The sequence below is a fragment of the Lentzea sp. NPDC058450 genome (assembly GCF_042721395.1).
Taxonomy (GTDB): Bacteria; Actinomycetota; Actinomycetes; order Mycobacteriales; family Pseudonocardiaceae; genus Lentzea.
Genome location: NZ_JBHXLO010000026.1, coordinates 66,719 through 84,994, shown reverse-complemented (window position 1 = coordinate 84,994; position 18,276 = coordinate 66,719). Strand labels below are relative to the sequence as shown.

18 protein-coding genes are annotated in these 18,276 nt (G+C 68.1%); 12 read left to right on the top strand and 6 right to left on the bottom strand.

Annotated elements, in window-relative coordinates; genetic code table 11:
* Positions 1-27: 27 nt before the first annotated feature.
* Positions 28-1,011, bottom strand: a complete 984-nt coding sequence (locus ACFWNN_RS32515; RefSeq protein ID WP_382443756.1) for a LacI family DNA-binding transcriptional regulator — start codon at positions 1,009-1,011, stop codon at positions 28-30.
* Between the two features lie 274 nt (positions 1,012-1,285).
* On the opposite strand from ACFWNN_RS32515, the gene ACFWNN_RS32510 reads away from it, so the two are divergent.
* Positions 1,286-2,344, top strand: a complete 1,059-nt coding sequence (locus tag ACFWNN_RS32510) for a hypothetical protein (protein ID WP_382443755.1) — start codon at positions 1,286-1,288, stop codon at positions 2,342-2,344.
* Position 2,345: 1 nt separating this feature from the next.
* Here ACFWNN_RS32510 and ACFWNN_RS32505 read toward each other — a convergent pair whose 3' ends face one another.
* Entirely contained in the window at positions 2,346-3,479 is a 1,134-nt protein-coding gene (locus ACFWNN_RS32505) for a hypothetical protein (protein WP_382443754.1), read from the bottom strand.
* 91 nt (positions 3,480-3,570) lie between these two features.
* Positions 3,571-4,368 (bottom strand): FadR/GntR family transcriptional regulator, encoded by a 798-nt coding sequence (locus tag ACFWNN_RS32500; RefSeq protein WP_382443753.1) that lies wholly within the window; start codon positions 4,366-4,368, stop codon positions 3,571-3,573.
* A gap of 159 nt (positions 4,369-4,527) precedes the next feature.
* Between ACFWNN_RS32500 and ACFWNN_RS32495 the strand changes: the two genes are divergently transcribed.
* The 3 genes from ACFWNN_RS32495 to ACFWNN_RS32485 all read left to right on the top strand — a co-directional run bounded on the left by ACFWNN_RS32495 (position 4,528) and on the right by ACFWNN_RS32485 (position 7,856).
* Entirely contained in the window at positions 4,528-4,680 is a 153-nt protein-coding gene (locus ACFWNN_RS32495) for a hypothetical protein (protein ID WP_382443752.1), read from the top strand.
* A gap of 184 nt (positions 4,681-4,864) precedes the next feature.
* A complete protein-coding gene (locus ACFWNN_RS32490) occupies positions 4,865-6,097 on the top strand; it encodes an aKG-HExxH-type peptide beta-hydroxylase (protein ID WP_382443751.1) in 1,233 nt (410 codons plus the stop codon).
* A gap of 1,054 nt (positions 6,098-7,151) precedes the next feature.
* A complete protein-coding gene (locus tag ACFWNN_RS32485; protein ID WP_382443750.1) occupies positions 7,152-7,856 on the top strand; it encodes an LPXTG cell wall anchor domain-containing protein in 705 nt (234 codons plus the stop codon).
* On the opposite strand, the gene ACFWNN_RS32480 is transcribed toward ACFWNN_RS32485, so the two are convergent.
* Together ACFWNN_RS32480 and ACFWNN_RS32475 are read right to left on the bottom strand one after the other, a co-directional pair.
* Positions 7,853-8,638: a phosphotransferase family protein gene (locus tag ACFWNN_RS32480; protein WP_382443749.1), complete on the bottom strand. Its 786-nt coding sequence runs from the start codon at positions 8,636-8,638 to the stop codon at positions 7,853-7,855. The two genes, ACFWNN_RS32485 and ACFWNN_RS32480, sit on opposite strands and share 4 nt — an antisense overlap.
* A 16-nt stretch (positions 8,639-8,654) precedes the next feature.
* Positions 8,655-9,161, bottom strand: coding sequence for a DUF305 domain-containing protein (locus tag ACFWNN_RS32475; RefSeq protein ID WP_382443826.1), 507 nt, complete (start codon positions 9,159-9,161; stop codon positions 8,655-8,657).
* Between the two features lie 143 nt (positions 9,162-9,304).
* Between ACFWNN_RS32475 and ctaD the strand changes: the two genes are divergently transcribed.
* The 8 genes from ctaD (at position 9,305) to ACFWNN_RS32435 (ending at position 16,315) form a co-directional block, all read left to right on the top strand.
* Positions 9,305-11,095, top strand: a complete 1,791-nt coding sequence (gene ctaD / locus ACFWNN_RS32470) for a cytochrome c oxidase subunit I (RefSeq protein ID WP_382443748.1) — start codon at positions 9,305-9,307, stop codon at positions 11,093-11,095.
* Between the two features lie 81 nt (positions 11,096-11,176).
* Positions 11,177-12,391 (top strand): phosphoserine phosphatase SerB, encoded by a 1,215-nt coding sequence (serB, locus tag ACFWNN_RS32465; protein WP_382443747.1) that lies wholly within the window; start codon positions 11,177-11,179, stop codon positions 12,389-12,391.
* Positions 12,391-13,068 (top strand): peptidyl-tRNA hydrolase, encoded by a 678-nt coding sequence (locus tag ACFWNN_RS32460; protein WP_382443746.1) that lies wholly within the window; start codon positions 12,391-12,393, stop codon positions 13,066-13,068. The genes serB and ACFWNN_RS32460 overlap by 1 nt, the downstream gene beginning before the upstream one ends.
* Before the next feature lie 30 nt (positions 13,069-13,098).
* Positions 13,099-14,478 (top strand): phosphatidylserine/phosphatidylglycerophosphate/cardiolipin synthase family protein, encoded by a 1,380-nt coding sequence (locus ACFWNN_RS32455; RefSeq protein WP_382443745.1) that lies wholly within the window; start codon positions 13,099-13,101, stop codon positions 14,476-14,478.
* Between the two features lie 22 nt (positions 14,479-14,500).
* Entirely contained in the window at positions 14,501-15,076 is a 576-nt protein-coding gene (locus ACFWNN_RS32450; protein ID WP_382443744.1) for a hypothetical protein, read from the top strand.
* A 10-nt stretch (positions 15,077-15,086) separates the two neighbouring features.
* The gene (locus ACFWNN_RS32445) at positions 15,087-15,392 is read left to right on the top strand and encodes a helix-turn-helix transcriptional regulator (RefSeq protein WP_382443743.1); all 306 of its coding nucleotides are present in this window, start codon (positions 15,087-15,089) and stop codon (positions 15,390-15,392) included.
* Positions 15,389-15,673, top strand: coding sequence for a hypothetical protein (locus ACFWNN_RS32440; RefSeq protein ID WP_382443742.1), 285 nt, complete (start codon positions 15,389-15,391; stop codon positions 15,671-15,673). The genes ACFWNN_RS32445 and ACFWNN_RS32440 overlap by 4 nt, the downstream gene beginning before the upstream one ends.
* A gap of 48 nt (positions 15,674-15,721) precedes the next feature.
* Positions 15,722-16,315, top strand: coding sequence for a hypothetical protein (locus ACFWNN_RS32435; RefSeq protein ID WP_382443741.1), 594 nt, complete (start codon positions 15,722-15,724; stop codon positions 16,313-16,315).
* Here the strand turns inward: ACFWNN_RS32435 and ACFWNN_RS32430 are convergent.
* Positions 16,284-18,203 (bottom strand): ATP-dependent DNA helicase, encoded by a 1,920-nt coding sequence (locus tag ACFWNN_RS32430; RefSeq protein ID WP_382443825.1) that lies wholly within the window; start codon positions 18,201-18,203, stop codon positions 16,284-16,286. The two genes, ACFWNN_RS32435 and ACFWNN_RS32430, sit on opposite strands and share 32 nt — an antisense overlap.
* Positions 18,204-18,276 lie beyond the last annotated feature (73 nt).

Here is an 18,276-nt window from a genome sequence, read left to right as displayed (position 1 = left end):
AAACTCGCAAGAAGCTGACTTCGTTCGTTACCTCACCGGCGCACTGGACGCCCGCACCACCAACTCCGGCTCGAACAGCAACTCGTCCGGCGCCACCGCGTTGCCGGAGATCTGGTTGGCCAGCAGCTCAACGGCCGCCCTTCCCATGGCTTCGATCGGCTGCCTGACAGTGGTGAGGGGCGGATCAGTGCAGGTCATGAACGCGGAGTCGTCGTACCCGATGATCGACACGTCCTTGGGCACGTCCAACCCGGCGCGGCGCACCGCCCTGATCGCCCCGAGCGCCAGCGGGTCACTGGCGCAGATGATCGCCGTGACCCCGCGCTGCACCAGCTTCGTCGCAGCGGCCTGCCCGCCCTCCAGGCTGAACATGGCGTGCTCGACATCAGCCCCACCGCACTTCTCGATGGCGAGCAGCTTCCGCTGGCTAGGCACGTGGTCCGGCGGCCCGAGCACAGCCCCGATCCGCTTGTGCCCCAAGGACGTCAAATGCCCGTACGCCTGCTCCACCGCAACCGAGTCATCACACGAGACCCGCGGAAACGCCAGATCGTCTATAGCGGCGTTGACCAGCACAGCAGGCAACTTCCGGGACATCATCTGCTGGTAGTGCCCATGGCTCGCATCCTTCTGCGCGTACAGCCCGCCGGCGAACACGATCCCGCTGACGTGCTGCTCCAGCAGCAGCTCCAGGTACTCGGCCTCGGTGACACCCCCAGCCGTCCTGGTGCAGAGCACGGGCGTGAAACCCCTTTGCGCGAGCGCGTTGCCCACGACATCCGCGAACGCGGGGAAGATCGGGTTCTGCAGCTCGGGCAGCACGAGCCCCACCAGCCTCGCCCGCTCACCCCGCAGCTGCGTGGGCCGCTCGTATCCCAGCACGTCAAGTGCCGTGAGCACGGCACTCCTGGTGGCGTCCGACACGCCTGGCTTGCCGTTCAGCACCCGGCTGACGGTGGCCTCGCTGACCCCGACCTTGGCCGCGACCTCGGCCAGCCTCCGTTGCGTCATGGCGCAAGTGTACGCAATTTCTTGCGTCCGTTTGCAAGGTCACTCCACCCGCCTGGTCGTCGCTCGAACGGCCGTGTCCTGGCTACGCTCGAAGGGGCCGGCAAGGGAGGAGACCACGATGAACTCCCACCCCGAACCGTCATCACCGGTGCCTGAGCCGGTGCCTCGTGTGCCCTCCGGCCCGCCGGCGCCCGGCCGGCCGGTGACGGGGGTCGACTGGTTTCGTCGTATGCCGACCGGCGGCACCGTTCACGCGCGGTCGGCGGACTGAGCGATGGTCCGGTCGCGCCTGCTGATCTACTTCGGCAGCGTGCTCGCCGCGATCGCGCTGATCAACACGCCGCTGCCGAAGATCTTGGTGTCGGCCGTGCTGAATCCGGAGGCGGGTGACGCCGTCGCGCGGAGTCTGAGCTCGGTGACCAAGGACCTCGTCCTGGTCTTGCTGGTCTCGATCTACTTCGAGTGGGCGCGGAGCAGGAGCCAGGGCGAGCTGCTGCGCAGTGTCGATCTGAAGATAGACGAGATGCGCGAGGAGGCCAGGACGATGACCGCCCCGGCCACCCGGCGCCTCGCACTGGACGCCAGTTCTCCGGAAGAGCTCGTGACGGCCGCACTCGACCGGCACATCGCCTACCAGATCGACAAGTCCTCACTGGTGTCCATGGTCTTGAGCACGAATCCTCCGCATCACGACGTATCCGTGGCTCTGCGGGTCGAGAGCGTGACGGGCGGCGTGCTCCAGGTCAGCTCCAGGTACGAGGTGACCATGCCACGTGGTCAGGTGTTGGTCGCCGCGACCTTCTCCCCGTCACACGCGGCGGCGCTGAGTTCGGCGAGCACGGAACTGTTCGAGATCGTCACGTTGCCGCGGTCCACTCCTTTCGAGGAAGCGGTGAGGACGTTCGGCGAGCGGCTGGAGTGTTACGTGGAGCCGGCTCAGGGGGCCGTGAGGAAGGCGCCTTTCCGGAAGGTGCCGACCAGTGCGCTCCGCAAGCACATCTCCTTGCCGGTCGGGATGACGAGCGCGGACGTCGCGCTCTTCGTCGCGGATCTCAGCCAGGAGAGCACGGAGTTCGTCCGCGTCCGCCACTACTACCGGTGGTCGCAGACTCTTGAGGAGCACTTCTTGTTCTGGTCTGCCAGCAGGCCGATGTTCGTCCGCACCGTTACGATGGACATGAGGGAACTGGTGCAGGGGCACGAGAGGGAAGTGTTCGTTCAGCCCTTCCTCGACGGCGTCGACTCGCTCGTGCTCGACGCCAAGGACGGTCATCTGCTGCTGAGGCTCGATCGTTGGCTCGTGCAGGGCCAGGGCGTCGCCGCGATCTGGTGACTCAGCCCGTAGCCTCACGCCACAGCAGAGCCACGCCGTGTCCGGGCAGGAGCCACGACCGGACGTCGAGGTCTTCCAGTTCGCTCGCCTCCAGCCACCGTGCCGCCGCCGTCGCCGACCGGAAGGTGAACGGCATGACCCGGAACTCGTGCTTGGGGGACTGCTCGACCGCGAGCCCTGTCGCGTCGATGCTGATCGTGTCCACAAAGGATGGATAGGGCGACTGCCAGTAGCAGAAGCCGTCGTTGGTGCGCTGCAAGGTGCGGGACCAGACGGTGAGTCCGCGGATCGCGCGGACCACGTGGTCGTCGGCGATGCGGCTGAGGTCGCATTCGAGGATCCGCAGGTCACTCATGTGGTCGAGTGGGCTGAGCTTGCCGAGCGGGCCCGTCGACTCGCGGAAGAACGTGAGGTAGTTGGCCCACTGGTCGAACCTCACCTCGACCGGCGGGATCTGGCTGGGTTCCGCGGACCGGTGCCGTCCCTCGTGGTCGAGGTAGTCGATGGCGATCTGGGTGGAGTGGCGCAGGTCGTCGACGGAGTCGAGGAACAGCGACGGGTCCGGGATGAAGTAGAGCTCGAACAACGGGTAGCGGCAGGCGGCGCTGATGCTGTCGCGCAGGGTCGCGTTCGACGTGGCGAAGATGACGAACCGTTCGGTCGGCACGTCGTTTCGGAACTGGTACCGCTGCGTCGTCATCAGGTGGTACGTCTTGGTGTCGATGCCCTGCAGTTCCAGCTTCACGGTCGTGCCGGTGCTGATCGTCAGGTCGTCGCCGCGCGGGCGCATGCCGTCGCCGCCGAGCACGCCGGCCACCACGTCGTCGTTCGCGTCGTTGGGGCCGTACACGGTCGAGAGGAACGTTCGCAGCACCTCGGACGGCAGGAGGTGCGCGACGATGCCCGGTCCGGAGAGCCTGCCGAACTCCGACAGCAGGCGTTTGTGCAGGAAGAGCTCGTAGGCGCCGAGCAGGAACCCCGCGAACGCCGGCAACGGCCAGAACACGACCAACGCGTCGTGCAGAACGCTCCGCGTTGTCGGCTGCCACAACAACACGACGGTCAGGTCGGCAGCCGCCACGGCGATCAACAGGATCGCGACGGCCAGCGCTTGGTTGTGCTTGCGCGCCGTCACCACCTGGTCGCCGCCCCCTCACTCCACCGGCCGTCCATACATGGTGGGAGTGAAGAGGGATCAGCGCCAGACCCTTTCGGTCACTGCCGTATCAGCGCGACTTGCCCCAGATCGGGTTGTCTGACACCCCTACGTACGTGTTGAGGGTCGCCTTGGCCTGGGTCTCGTCTGCCGCGATGTCGTTGTACAGCCCCAGCAGATGCGTGGTCATCGCGCTCTTCGCGCCCACCTCGTCGTGCCGGCGGAGGAACCAGATCACCTGTTCGTGTTCGTTCACCGAGCGGTTGTGGATCTCGCGAGACGGGTGTGCCTGCCGCTTGCAGTCCTGAAGGCCCGGCACGAGCGCGTGGTACATCTGCTCCAGCAGCTCGTTGTGCGACGCGCGCATCAGCGCCGAGTGGAACTCCTCGTCCGACTCGATCACTTCCTGCATGTCGTCGACGGACGCGCGCTGGTACCGGTGGTTCAGCTTGGCGAGCTCGTCCAGTTCGCCGTCACCCGCGCGCACCGCGGCCAGTGACGCCGCCGTGGTCTCCAGCGCGATCCGCACTTCGAGCAGGTCCGTCTGGGAGAACTGCCGCGCGGCAAGCCGTCCTTCGAGGTGCTCCTCGACGGCGGCGAGGTCCGTGCGGCGGACGTACCAGCCGAGCCCCCGGCGCACCTCGACGATGCCCTGGAGCTGCAGCCGCTGCAGGGCCGTGCGCAGCGACGACCGCGCGACGTCGAGCTTGCGTGCGAGCTCCGGCTCGGTGGGGAGGCGGTCGCCCGCTTTGAGGGTGCCGCCGATGATCTGCTCGCGGAGCTTCTGCTCGATGAGTTCCGGGAGGGGCCGTCGCGAATCGGGCGAGAGCGACCAGCTCTCGCCGAGATGGACATCGTCGGCGGGCATTGGTCCAGCTTAGGCGTGTTGCCTCTCGGTTGCAACTTGTCTGGCAACCTGGCGACCGTTGACAGACAACCTACAACGCGGGACTCTTAAGACCATGGCGAGACGCCCAGGACCGCCCACACCTGGGAGCCCGCGCTCGCCTAGTCGGGAGGGAACGAGATGTCAGCAGGGAGTGCACTCGGAATCGCCGCCGCCGTCGCAGTCGCCGTCACCGCGATCGGCTGGCGGACGGTGCTCACGATGATCGCCGTCTCGGTCGTCGCGCTGGCCGTCGTCGGCTTCGTGAACGTCACCAGCATCATGTTCAGCTGATGAGACCAACCTGAACCGTGCCCCGGACGCGTCGGCCACAGGACGCGACCGGGGCACCTGTTTTCGTTGGGGGATCCCAATGTTGCGTTTGCGGCGCAAGTCGCTATGTTCTCGGCCCCAGGGAGCTTTCGGCGGGTCTCGCGCCGGCTCCACGCCGCCGGGTACGTGAATCACGGGGTCTTCGATGTTGGGTTCTCCCTCTGCACCTGCACTCCACGCGCAGCTGGCGCCCGCGGACGTGCTGGTAGACGAGCGGCGTGCGCTCTACCGCCTCGCAGTCGACCTCTTCGCGCCCGGCACCGAGTTGTCGGACAACCTCCTCGACCACCCGATCACACGGTACGAGATCGGACGCGCCCTTTCGGGTCATGGCGACCTGGACCCAGGGCAACTGCGCGAGGTTTCCGCGATGGGCGTGCGCGACCTCGGCCTCCTGGTGGCGTCCGATCCCGCCGCGGCCGATCAGCTCGAAGCGCCGTTGCGGATCGTCGCGCCGGACGGCGCGAAGCCGGAGCCGCTCACCGAGGCGGACGGCGCGCGGTTCGAGGCGGCGGCCGGGATCGTGGCGGACGGCGTCGCCCTGTTGAGGAAGCTCGCCCCCGCCATGGCGAGCGACTTGCTGGCTCACGTGTCGATGCTCGCTGTGCTCAGGTCGGAGACGTCCGGGGGAGTGGTCTCCGCCTCGTCGCGGTACGTGCCCGGAATAGTCCTGATCGATGAGCCCACCACCCCGATGGAGGTGGCAGAGGCACTGGTGCACGAGGGGGCGCACGAGAAGTTCTTCGACTTCGCGATCACGCGCGAGTTCCTCGACGTGCACGCCGAGGACGCCGAGTACTTCGAGAACTCGTGGTCCCACGCGCGATGGCCTCTGGAGCAGACGTTCGCGGCCTGGCACGCGTACTCCTGCCTGGCGCAGTTCGCCGTGGTGGCCGAGGGGGAACGGCTGGGGCCGCACTCCTTGCTGCCCAAGGCGCGGGAGCGGGCGACTGAGATCGGCGAGTGGCTGCTGGCGCACGAGTTCGTGCTGCTGCCGCACGCCCGCTGGCTGCTGCACGCCTTCTCGGGCGACGCCGCCGTTCCAGGGCCCGAGGACTCCGCTGTGGACGGTGTCAGGACGGTGCCCGAGGGCAGCTGTTTCGAGGTCCGGAGCGGTGTCGCACATCGGGTCGCCGGTACCGGTCGTGTTGTCGCGGGCCGGCTGGCAGGCCGTCCGGAGATCTACTGGCTCGACGCGGACCCGGGCTGGCTGATGCGTCAGTTCCGTGGCTCCGCGCTGTCGTTCGAGATGATGCTCTCCCGTGCGACCGAGGAATGGCAGGTCGGCTCCGCGGTGGCCCGCGACCGCGTGGGATCTGCTCTCGGCTCGTTGGTGCGTGAATCGATCGTCGAGTACGTCCAGATGGGAAATCGATGACTTCCGCGAAAGAGGCTCTTGGTCGGTCGTTGCCGCAACCGGTCACCGGTGCCCGGCTTCCGCGACTTCCCGCGGGTGTCATCGCGCCGGTGCCCAGGCCAGTGGCTTCGGTGGAGTGGTTCCTCCGCATGCCGAACGGCGGCACTGTGTATCGCGTGTGACGCCCAACACTGCGGGTATTGCGCAGCAGCGGAGGTTCGGCAAGATCCTTCGGGTTGTGAACCGCTGGACCGCAGGAGTTCCGCGGGGCATGAGGCGCCGACTGTGATTTCTCTATTCCAGGTGACAGAACGGGCATCTATGATGCCTGCGGGAGCAGTTGTTTGATCTGCGGGCCTGTGCGTCGTCCCTCTTAGTTGGACCGGACGCCGGCCCTCACACTTTCGTGTTTCGATGCGGAAACGTGCAGGTAGGCCCCTTGCAGCCCGTTGTACACTTCGCCATCCCGGTCTACCGGTATTGCTACACAGCAGTTCCGAATCTCTCGTTCGAAAGCGGTTCACCAGCGGTTTTCTGGTGTTGCGCGGGACGATAGATGATCAATACCGCACGAGGTGACACTCAAGCGGACCGGGCTTCATCGGATCGGCACCCTGGTCGGGGACGTCGTGTCCGGCAGCGGGTCGCTTGAACGTTGCCAGGACAAGCCCCCGACCCAATCGTCGAGAAGGAACCATGACCACCCCGAACCAGCCTCTCGGTCGGCCCCACACCCCCCACGGTGCCGGCGTTCCTGTTCCCCACCTCCCCACCGGGGTGGGTCCGGTGATCGGTCAGCCGGTCACCTCCGTTGACTGGTTCCGGCGGATGCCGAACGGTGGCACTGTGTTCCTCAAGCCCACCGAGGCCGCGCAGAACGACTGACACAGCTTTCCGAACGAACGCCGAAGGGGCCGGTTCACGCCGGCCCCTCGGCGTTCGGTCGTTTGGGACGCCACTTCACAGAGCAGTAACAACTCGGCCAAGGGGATCACTGTTGATCGTGATTTAACCCGTTCGGGGGACGTCGATCGTCTTAGATCGCGGCATCCGCCGACCCCCACGGAGTGACCCGATGCGTTTGACGCCGCTGAGACGTGCTGGCCTGCTTGCCTCCGTCGCGCTGGCCGGTGTTGCCTCGCTCTTGCTGACCACCAGTGCGTTCGCTGACGAGGCGACCACTGATGACTCGCGGGCGCAGGCCTTTCTCAAGTTCGTCGACGTCTACCACCCCGAGGCCTGCACCGTGGGCGGGCTGACCGGGTCCGTGGTGTTGCCGGCCGGGTTCACCTACAGCGGTGGTGACAACGCCAAGTACTTGAACGTCACCGAGTTGCCCAAGGGCGTCAAGGTCACCGGCATGGTGGTGCGGGCCGGGGACCTGTTGAACGTGTACCTCGCGGACAAGCTCGGTGATGTGCCGTGGAACGAGTTGCGCGCGCCGGTGCTCAACGGCGGTGAGTTGCAGGAGATCGGGCAGTGGTTCGGGTGTGGGGTGAAGGTCGAGGAGCTGCCTGCCACGACCACTATGACCACGACGACCACCACCACGACCGCTGAGTCGGCTGTGACGACCACCGAGGCACCTACGACGACGAGCACCACGACGTCTTCGCAGGAGCTGGTGCCTACTACTACGACGGTTGTGCCGGTGGCGGTGGCTCAGGTCGACGATCTTGCGGCTACCGGGTTCGGGGCCGCCTGGCTGGTCGGGCTCGGGGCCGCGTTGGTGGCCGCCGGTGCCGCGCTGGTGCTGGTGATGCGGAGGCGTCGCGCCTAGCTGTACTGCTTGAACACTCCCCAGAGCTTCGCGAAGAAGGTGCGGAGCTCCAGGTGGTAGTCGACGTCTGAAGGAGTCGCTCCGCCGCCGTAGGTTTCTGCGGCGCGCTGGGCGGCTCCTTCGTCGTCGGTGCCGATGGCGCAGGCCAGGTCCCAGGCGATCGGGCCGCGCCAGGTGTCCTCGAAGTCGTTCCAGACCGGGCCGGACGGGGTGACCATGACGTTGCCGTGGTGTGCGTCGCCGTGCAGGGGCTGGACGTCGGTGGGGTTCCAGCGGCTGAGCAACGAGGCGTAGTGGGCTTGGAACGGTTCCAAGGGCACGTGCAGGTCGTCCAGGTAGGCGAGTGTGTTGGCCAGGTCGTCCAGAGGGCCGCGTACGGGTAGCGGGCCGTCGTAGTGCCGTAGTTCGGAGTGCAGGTCGGGCAGCAGCTTGAGCAGGTCGTTCGCCGAGAGCCGTGCGTCGGGGTCGTGGGGCACGAACGCGCTGAAGGACATCACGTAGCCGTCGTGGGTGTGCGGGCCGGACGGGAGTTTGGAGGACGCCGTCACGACCGGGACGCCGCGGGAGGCCAGGAAGGCCGAGATCGAGAGGTCTCGGGCGAAGTGGGAGGCCACGGACGGGCGCATGAGGGCTGTGCGGCCTGCTATGCGGGCCACCACCTGGGCCGGGCGCAGGTGTACGAGGACGTTGCTCGCGGCTTTCAGCACGACGGGGTCATCGCACACAACGCCGTGCGAGGCCGCCAGCGAGACGGCGGCGCGCACGGACCCATGGACGTTCACGGGCAGAAGGCTGGCATCAGCCCTGGGGGAGGAGCGACTCCATTTCGGCGATCTCCTTCTCCTGGTGGCTGACGACGTCCTGGGCGAGCTTGCGGGTCTCCGGGTCGGTGCCGGCCGAGAGGTGCTTGCGCGCCATGTCCACGGCGCCGCGGTGGTGCTGGATCATCAGGGAGAGCCACTGGCGGTCGAACTCGGTGCCGTCGAGGTCGCCCAGGTTGCCCAGCTCCACCATGCCGTGCGACTCGGTGTGGCCGTGCGAGGTGTGGGTGGACGCCTTCACGGGCGCGTTCCACGTCGTCAGCCAGCCGTTCATGCGCTCGATCTCGGGCCGCTGGGTGTCCGCGATGCGCTTGGCCAGGTCGATCACGTGCACGTTCTCCGTGCGGGTCGTGACCATGCCCGACATCTGCAGCGCCTGTTCGTGGTGCGGGACCATCCCCTGGGCGAATTCGACGTCCGCGGAGTTGTGCGTGGCCGGAGAGCCACAGGCGGCCAGCAACAGGACAGAAGCGACAGCGAGCATTCGGAGCACGGCGGCAGGATACGTGTGACCTGCGCTACGCCGCTGGCCACCGGCCGTGGCCCACCCGAATGGAGCTGATCGGCTCCGTCTAATATCCCGGGGAGTTTCCCGAACGACTGGTCCCACCAAGGCCTGGAGGCACCGTGACGGCCGTAGCCCCGCAGCCGATCGCAACGCGTCCTTATCCGACGCGCACTGCGGTCAAGGGGTCCTTCCTGCTGCGGATGTTCCGCACCACGGACCACAAGCAAATCGGCATCATGTACCTGGTCACCTCGTTCGCCTTCTTCATGGTCGGCGGCGCGATGGCCATGCTGATGCGGACCGAGCTGGCCCGGCCCGGCATGCAGTTCCTCTCGCAGGAGCAGTTCAACCAGCTCTTCACGATGCACGGCACCGTGATGCTGCTGCTGTACGCGACGCCGATCGTGTTCGGCTTCGCCAACTTCGTGCTGCCGCTGCAGATCGGCTCGCCCGACGTGGCGTTCCCGCGGCTCAACGCCTTCTCGTACTGGCTCTACCTCTTCGGTGGCCTGATCGTGATGGCGGGCTTCGTCACCCCCGGTGGCGCGGCTGACTTCGGCTGGTTCGCGTACACGCCGCTGTCGAGCGCCATCCACTCGCCCGGCGCGGGTGCCGACCTGTGGATCTCCGGCCTGGTGGTCGGTGGTCTCGGCACCATCCTCGGCGCGGTGAACATGATCACCACCGTGGTCTGCCTGCGCGCGCCCGGCATGACGATGTTCCGGATGCCGATCTTCACCTGGAACATCCTGGTGACGTCGGTGCTCGTGCTGCTCGCGTTCCCGATCCTGACCGCGGCCCTGCTGGGCCTGCTGGCGGACCGGCATCTCGGCGCCCACGTGTTCGACCCCGCCAACGGCGGCGTGATCCTGTGGCAGCACCTCTTCTGGTTCTTCGGGCATCCGGAGGTCTACATCGTCGCCTTGCCGTTCTTCGGCATCGTGTCGGAGATCTTCCCGGTGTTCAGCCGCAAGCCGATCTTCGGTTACAACGGCCTGGTCTACGCGACGCTCGGCATCGCGGCCCTGTCCGTCGCCGTGTGGGCGCACCACATGTACGCGACCGGCGCGGTCCTGCTGCCCTTCTTCGCCTTCATGACGTTCCTCATCGCGGTCCCGACCGGTGTGAAGTTCTTCAACTGGATCGGCACGATGTGGAAGGGCCAGCTGACGTTCGAGACGCCCATGCTGTTCAGCATCGGCTTCATCGTCACGTTCCTCTTCGGTGGTCTGTCCGGCATCCTGCTGGCCGCGCCCGCGATCGACTTCCACGTGTCCGACACGTACTTCGTCGTGGCGCACTTCCACTACGTGCTCTACGGCACGATCGTGTTCGCGACCTTCGCGGGTATCTACTTCTGGTTCCCGAAGATCACGGGCCGGTTCATGGACGAGCCGCTCGGCAAGCTGCACTTCTGGACGACGTTCCTCGGCTTCCACGCGACGTTCCTCGTCCAGCACTGGCTGGGCAACGAGGGCATGCCGCGCCGGTACGCCGACTACCTCGCGTCCGACGGCTTCACGACGCTCAACATGATCTCCACGATCGGTGCCTACATCCTGGGCGCGTCGACGCTGCCGTTCATCTGGAACGTCTTCCGGAGCTACCGCTTCGGTGAGGTCGTGACGGCGGACGACCCGTGGGGTTACGGCAACTCGCTGGAGTGGGCGACCTCGTCCCCGCCGCCGCGGCACAACTTCACCGAGCTGCCCCGGATCCGTTCGGAGCGCCCGGCGTTCGAGCTGCACTACCCGCACATGATCGAACGCATCCGGAACGAGGGTCACGTGACCTTCACCGGCAAGACGATCGCGCACAAGGACGCCAAGCCCGCTCCCTCGGAGCTGGCCGCGGCGGCCATGAAGTCGGGTACGGCGTCCGAGAAGGACGACCCAGGGCACGACAAGTAACCTGCGAGTAACAGGTTCAACGATGAACCCCGGACGCATCCACGCGGCCGGGGTTCTTCGCATCTACGAGGAGACGACGACGTGAAAACGCCCGTGCTCATCACCGTGACCGGTCCCGACAAGCCCGGCGTCTCCTCCGTGCTGTTCGCCGTGCTGACCCGGCACGGCGTCGAGGTGCTGGACGTCGAGCAGGTCGTGATCAGGGGACGCCTGGTGCTCGGCGCCCTCGTCTCGACCGACCACGACCCCGAGGGCCTGCAGGAGTCCGTCGAGCAGGCCATGGCCACCGTCTCGATGCACGTGGAGATCGAGATCGGCGCCGACTCGAAGCGCACCGCGCGCCTGGAGTCGTCGCACGTGCTGATCGTGCTCGGCCGCCCGGTCACCGCGAAGGCGTTCACCGAGGTCGCACGCCGGCTCGCGTCGCTCGGTGTCAACATCGACGCGATCCGCGGCGTCGCCGACTACCCCGTCACGGGCCTTGAGCTGCGCGTTTCGGTCGCGGACGACACCATGGAGCACGACGCGGCGCTGCGGTCCGCCCTCGCCGAGGTGTCGGTGCGGGTGGGGCTCGACATCGCCGTCGAACGGGCCGGGCTGACCCGCCGGGCCAAGCGCCTCGTGGTGTTCGACGTCGACTCCACGCTGATCCAGGGCGAGGTGATCGAGATGCTGGCCGCGCACGTCGGGTGCGAGGAGCAGGTGCGCGAGATCACCGAGGCCGCGATGCGCGGCGAGCTCGACTTCGCCGAGTCGCTGAAGCGCCGGGTGGCGTTGCTGGAGGGCCTCGACGAGAAGGTGCTGGAGGAGGTCGGGGCGTCGCTGGAGCTCACGGCCGGTGCCCGCACGACCATCCGCACGCTGAAGCGCCTCGGTTTCTACTGCGGTGTGGTGTCCGGCGGCTTCACGTCGGTGATCACGGGCCTCGCCGACGAGCTCCAGCTCGACTTCTGCGCGGCGAACACGCTGGAGGTCGTGGACGGCAAGCTGACCGGCCAGGTGATCGGCGAGATCGTCGACCGGCCGGGCAAGGCCGTGGCGCTGCGCCGGTTCGCCGACGAGGTGGGCGTGTCGCTCGCGCAGTGCGTGGCGGTCGGTGACGGCGCGAACGACATCGACATGCTGAACGCGGCCGGCCTCGGCATCGCGTTCAACGCCAAGCCGGCGTTGCGCGAGGTGGCGGACACCGCGTTGTCGCACCCGTTCCTCGACGCCGTGCTGTTCATCCTCGGCGTGACGCGGGCCGAGGTGGAGGCCGCCGACGCCGCCGACGGGCTGGAGCTGACCCGGCTGTGATGATCCTCGACCTGATCGCCTCCCGGAACTACGCCGAGGAGTCGGAAGTCCGCGCGATGCCGATGGTGTTGCGCATCGAACGAGTCGACCCGCCTTCCCGGACGGCGTTGCTGGAGGCCGCGGCGGCTTCGGCCGTCGCGGTGTGCCTCGATCCCCGTGCTGACGAGGGTGGGGAGTGGCACGAGGCTGTCCGGGCGTGGGTGGCCGGGCGGATCCGCAAGGTGTCGCGGCGGGCCCGTGGCGTGCAGTGGGAGGCCGTGCAGGACCTGCCCGGGGTGACGATCACCGTGGACGGCGCTTCGGTGCGGTCCTTGTTGCCCGTGCTGGTGTCCGAGACGCCTCGAGAGGTCGCGAAGCTCCAGATCTCGGGGTCCGACCTACCTGTCGACGAGCCGGGCGCGGTGCCCGAGGGGGCGCGGCTGCTGTACGTGAACCCGCGGGTCGAGATGTCCGCAGGGAAGCTCGCGGCGCAGGTCGGGCACGCGTCGATGCTGCTGGCGCCGACGTTGGCCGTGGACGAGCTGAAGGCGTGGACCGCGCTGGACTACCGGTGTGCGGTGCGCACGCCGTCGGTCGCGGAGTGGGACTCGTTGCTGGGACGCGATGATGTCGTGGCCGTCCGGGACGCGGGGTTCACCGAGGTCGAGCCGGGCACGACGACGGTCATCGCGGTTTAGCTCCGGGCGAATCGGGTAAATCCGCGTTTCGTGGGCTTACTCGACGTTCTTGACGCCCGGCTCGGCGACGGGCTGGAGAACATGTTGTGCTCGCACCACACGCGCCGGTTGCGGCGGCTGGGGTGGGGCGACGTGCTCGCCGGCGAGGGCGCGGGGTGGTTCACTCCGCGCCGGCCGGTCCAGCACGGCAACTCGATCGAGATCCTCGTCGACGGAGCCGCGGCGTTTCCCGCGGTGGCCGCCGCGATCGAGAAGGCCCAGAAGTACGTGCACATCGCGAACTGGCACGCGTCGCCGGACTTCCGGCTGACCCGCGAGCCGGGCGCGCCGCAGCTGCGCGAGCTGCTTTCCGCTGCGGCGGAACGGGTTCCGGTGCGCGTGCTGCTGTGGGCCGGGCCGCCGTTCCCGATGTTCGAACCGACGCGCAAGCGCGCTTTGGCCGCGCAGAAGGCTTTCTGGAAGTGCGGAGCCGTCCGGTGCGAGCTGGACGCGCGCGAACGGACGATGCACTGCCACCACGAGAAGGTCGTGATCGTCGACGACGTGGCGTTCGTCGGCGGCCTCGACATGACGGCCGTGGAGGGCGACCGGCACGACTCGCCCGAGCACCCGCCGCGCGACCTGGGCTGGCACGACCACGTGGCCCGGCTGGAGGGCCCGGTCGTCGCGGAGGTGGCGGCGCACTTCTCGGCGCGGTGGCTGGAGATCGCGGGGGAGACCCTGCCGGTGCCCGAGGTGCCGCCCGAGGCCGGGTCGTCGTCGGTGCAGCTGGTGCGCACGATCCCGGAGAAGACCTACTCGTTCGCCCCGCACGGCGACTTCAGCCTGCTGGACTCGTACCTGAGGGCGTTGCGAGCGGCGGAGTCGTTGATCTACGTGGAGAACCAGTTCCTGTGGTCGCCGGAGATCACCGAGGTGCTGCTGGAGAAGCTGAGGCGGCCGCCGTCCGACGAGTTCCGGATGGTGTTGCTGCTGCCGCAGAAGCCGAGCAACGGCGCCGACACCACGCGCGGTCAGCTCGGTCGTCTGCTGGACGCTGATGCTTCCGACCGACTCGTCGCCGCAACGCTCGTCGCACATGGTGATGCCCCGGTGTACGTGCACGCGAAGCTGTCCATTGTGGACGACCGGTGGATGTCGGTCGGGTCGGCGAACCTGAACGAGCACTCGTTGTTCAACGACACCGAGGTGAACGTCGTGACCGACGACGCCGACGTGGTGCGCGCGACGAGGCTGCGGCTGTGGTCGGAACATCTGGAGGCGGATGTTTCCGGCCCGGCGCATCTCGTGGTCGACGAGGTGTGGCGGCGTGAGCTGGAGGGCTCTGGCCGTGTGACGTCATTGCCCGGTGTGTCTCGTCGTGCCGGAAGATTGCAAGGACCGTTACGTGGATTGCTGGTCGACGGCTGACCTGCGGCGCTAGTTTGGCGACGTGGCCAACGAGGTGACGATCCCGCTGCTGCCGTGCGCCTCCATCGACGAGGTCGCCGAGTTCTACGTGATGCTCGGGTTCACCGTCACGTACCGGCAGTACCGCCCGAACGCGTACCTGTCGGTGCGGCGCGAGGAGATCAACCTCCACTTCTTCGGCATCCCCGACTACGACGTCACCGCGTCGTACAGCTCGTGCCTGATCCAGGCCGAGGACCCGCGTGAGCTGTACGAGGCGTTCGCCGCCGGGATGCGGGCGGTGTACGGGCAGGTGCTGCTGAGCGGGATCCCGCGGATGACCCGGCCTCGGCGCGACGGGTTCCTGCTGGTCGACCCCGGTGGGAACTGGATCCGGGTGGTGCCGGCGGTGCGGGAGCGGCAGGAGCCGGGGCGCAACGGGCTGTCGCGGGCGCTGACGAACGCGGTGACGCTGGCGGGGTCGCACGGGGCCGAGCGGCAGGCGTTGAAGATCCTCGAAGGGGCGCTGGTGCGGGAGGTGCACGCTTCGGAGGAGGAGCGGGCGTCGGCGCTGGAGTTCCGCGAAGAGCTGCTTGAACGGCTTAATCTACATAGGTAGTCTTAGTGGCGTGGAGCCACTGCAACGCATCGGCAAGGCCACCGCGGACGTGCTCGAGGTGCTGCTCGGCGCCGACGAGCCGCGGTGGGGACTGGAGATCATCAAGCTCACCGGCAGGCCGTCCGGCAGCGTGTATCCGTTGCTGGACCGGTTGGAACGCGCCGGGTGGGTGACCTCGGTCTGGGACGACGACGCGGAACGGCGCGGGCCTCGCCGGCGGATGTACCGGCTGACCGCCGAAGGGGCCGCTGAGGCGCGCAAGGTCGTGGCCCGGGCTGCTCCTCGGCCTCGGTTCGTGCCCAGGGCGGCGACATGAGGGTCGCGTTGTTCGTGGTGCGGCTGGTGGCGTCGGACGCTCGGTGGCGTGAGCAGTGGGAAGCGGATGTGGTCGGGGCTCGTGAGCTCGGGATGTCGCCGTGGGCGGTGGCGTTCGGGGCGGTGCGGGCCGCTGTCGTGATGCCGGGGAGAGGGGCTGTCGTGGTCGGTCCGTTGGGGATTGCGTTGAAGCACGCGGGGACGCCTCGGAAGCGGGTGCTCCTGCTCGCCGTGGTGTCGGCGTTGGTGTTGGCGGGCGGGGTGGTGTTGCTGTTCGCTTGAGCAAATTGCTCCGTGTCGTTTTGGCCGTTTCGGGCTTAGCTTCGGGCGGTGGCCAACGAACTGACAATTCCGCTTCTGCCCTGTGTGGACATCGACGAGATGGCGTCGTTCTACGAGATGCTCGGCTTTTCGATCACCTATCGGCAGATGAAGCCGAACCCTTACGTGGCGTTGCGGCGTGAAGACTGCAACCTGCACTTTTACGGGATGCCGGGGCACGTGCCGGAGAACTCGCACAGCACGTGCGTGGTGATCGTGGAGGACACCGGGTCGTTGTACGAGGCCTTTGCGGCGGGGATGCGCGCGGTGCACAAGAAAGTGCTCATCGCCGGTATTCCGCGGATGACCCGGCCCCGGCTGCGCAACGACCGGTACACCGGGTTCGTCGTCGTCGATCCGGGCGGCAACTGGGTCCGGTTCAGCAAGGCGGCTCAGGAACCCGAGGCGAAGACCCCGCTGGCCCGCGCGATGGAGAACGCGGCCCGGCAGGCCGATGCGCGCGGGGACGAGCGGCAGGCGTTGAAGATCCTCGAAGGCGCGCTGAAGAAGGCGGACGCCTCCGAGGACCGGGCGGAGGCCGAGGCCTTCCGCGACGAACTAATCGAGCGGATCACTTCGTCTGGGCAGCGTCCAGACGCTTGAGCGCGGCGCGGACGACCTCGGGGTCGTAGGTCGTCCAGAACGGCGGCAGTGAGGCCCTGATGAAGCCGCCGTAGCGGGCCGTGGCGATGCGAGGGTCGAGGACGGCGACGACGCCCTTGTCCGACATCGACCTCAGCAGGCGGCCGGCGCCCTGGGCCATCAGCAGGGCGGCGTGCGTGGCGGCGACGGTCAGGAAGCCGTTGCCGCCGCGCGAGCTCACCGCCTTCTGCCGGGCCGACGCCAGCGGGTCGTCCGGCCTGGGGAACGGGATGCGGTCCATGATCACGAGTTGGAGGCTGGGACCGGGCACGTCGACGCCCTGCCACAGCGACAGCGTGCCGAACAGGCAGGTGCGCTCGTCCTCGGAGAACTTCTTGACCAGCAGGCCGGTCGCGTCGTCGCCCTGGCACAGGATCGGGTGGTCGAGCCTGTCCCGCAACGCCTCCGTGGCCGCCTTGGCCGCGCGGGTCGAGGAGAACAGGCCGAGCGCGCGGCCACCCGCCGCGTTCACCAGGCCCTCGATCTCGTCCAGGTACTCCGGCGGCAGGCCGTCGCGGCCCGGCTGCGGCAGATGCTTGGCCACGTAGAGGATTCCGCTCGTGCCGTGCTGGAACGGCGAGCCGACGTCGAGGCCCGTCCACTTGGGACCGTCGATGTCCTTGTCGGTCGCCGCGCCCTCGATCTTGCGGACCTTCTCCGACGGCGGCAGCCCCCACTGGCGGGCCATCGTGTCGAACGCGCCGCCGAGCGTCAGCGTCGCGGACGTCAGGACCGTGGTGCGCTTGGCGAACAGCCGTTCGCGCAGCAGCCCGCCCACGCCGAGCGGGGCGACCCGCAGCGACGGCGCCTTCTGGTTGAAGTCGCCCGACACCCACACGACGTCGCGTTCCTCGTCGAACGCCTCCAGCACCCGGACCGCGCAGTCGTGGACCTCTTCGAGGAGTGCCAGCGCCAGCTTGCGCGCCGTCGCCCCGTCCGGGTCCTCCTTGCGTTCCGATCCGAGGGCCGTCACGCAGTTGTGCGCCGCGTCCCTGGTGGCGGCGAGCGCGCCGGAGAGGGCGCGCGGCAGTGCGTCGAGACGGCCCGACGGCATGTCCTCGAGGATCATCGCGAGCCCGTCACCGGCCTCGGCCAGCCGGTCCGCGATGTCCTGGTCGATGAGCCGGCCGCACCGGCGCGCGGCCATGCCGACGCTGGACCCGCTCAGCTCCTCCGTCGCCACGGACGTGATGCGGTCGACCAGGTCGTGCGCCTCGTCGATCACCACCACGTCGTGGTCGGGCAACACCTGGTAGCCCTCCAACGCGTCGATGGCGAGCATCGCGTGGTTCGTGACCACCACGTCCGCCTTGCCCGCTTCCGCGCGCGCCCGTTCCGCGAAGCAGTCCGCCCCGATCGGGCACTTGCTGACCCCCAGACACTCCCGGGCCGTGACGCTCACCTGCCGCCACGCCTGCTCGCTCACGCCGGGCACCAGCTCGTCGCGGTCGCCGGTCTCGGTGTCCGACGACCACTCGTGCAGCCGCTTCACCTCGCGCCCGAGCTTCGACACCGCGAACGGGTCGAACAGCGCGTCCTCCTCCGGCTCGTCCGGCGCCCCGTTGTGCACGCGGTGCATGCACAGGTAGTTCCGGCGCCCCTTGAGGATCGCGAACGTGGGCTCCCGCCCCAGCTCCTTCTTCAACGCCTTGGACAGCCGCGGCAGATCCCGGTCCACCAGCTGCCGCTGGAGGGCGATCGTCGCCGTCGAGACCACGACGGTCTCGTCCTCGGCGACGGCGTGCCGGATCGACGGCACCAGGTACGCGAGCGACTTGCCGGTACCCGTTCCCGCCTGCACGGCGAGGTGCTCGCCCGTGCGGATCGAGTGGTCGACGGCCTCCGCCATCTCCACCTGACCAGGGCGCTCCGCACCACCGACGGCGTGGACGGCGGTTTCGAGAAGGCTCAGGGTGGGGGGA

Coding starts and splice junctions, on each gene's coding strand:
- ACFWNN_RS32475 (WP_382443826.1), bottom strand. CDS start 9,161: ATGCTCGCTGTCGCTTCTGTCCTGTTGCTGGCCGCCTGTGGCTCTCCG.
- ACFWNN_RS32430 (WP_382443825.1), bottom strand. CDS start 18,203: ATGGCGGAGGCCGTCGACCACTCGATCCGCACGGGCGAGCACCTCGCC.
- ACFWNN_RS32485 (WP_382443750.1), top strand. CDS start 7,152: ATGCGTTTGACGCCGCTGAGACGTGCTGGCCTGCTTGCCTCCGTCGCG.
- ACFWNN_RS32510 (WP_382443755.1), top strand. CDS start 1,286: ATGGTCCGGTCGCGCCTGCTGATCTACTTCGGCAGCGTGCTCGCCGCG.
- ACFWNN_RS32490 (WP_382443751.1), top strand. CDS start 4,865: ATGTTGGGTTCTCCCTCTGCACCTGCACTCCACGCGCAGCTGGCGCCC.
- ACFWNN_RS32440 (WP_382443742.1), top strand. CDS start 15,389: ATGAGGGTCGCGTTGTTCGTGGTGCGGCTGGTGGCGTCGGACGCTCGG.
- ACFWNN_RS32515 (WP_382443756.1), bottom strand. CDS start 1,011: ATGACGCAACGGAGGCTGGCCGAGGTCGCGGCCAAGGTCGGGGTCAGC.
- ACFWNN_RS32495 (WP_382443752.1), top strand. CDS start 4,528: ATGTCAGCAGGGAGTGCACTCGGAATCGCCGCCGCCGTCGCAGTCGCC.
- ACFWNN_RS32500 (WP_382443753.1), bottom strand. CDS start 4,368: ATGCCCGCCGACGATGTCCATCTCGGCGAGAGCTGGTCGCTCTCGCCC.
- ACFWNN_RS32460 (WP_382443746.1), top strand. CDS start 12,391: ATGATCCTCGACCTGATCGCCTCCCGGAACTACGCCGAGGAGTCGGAA.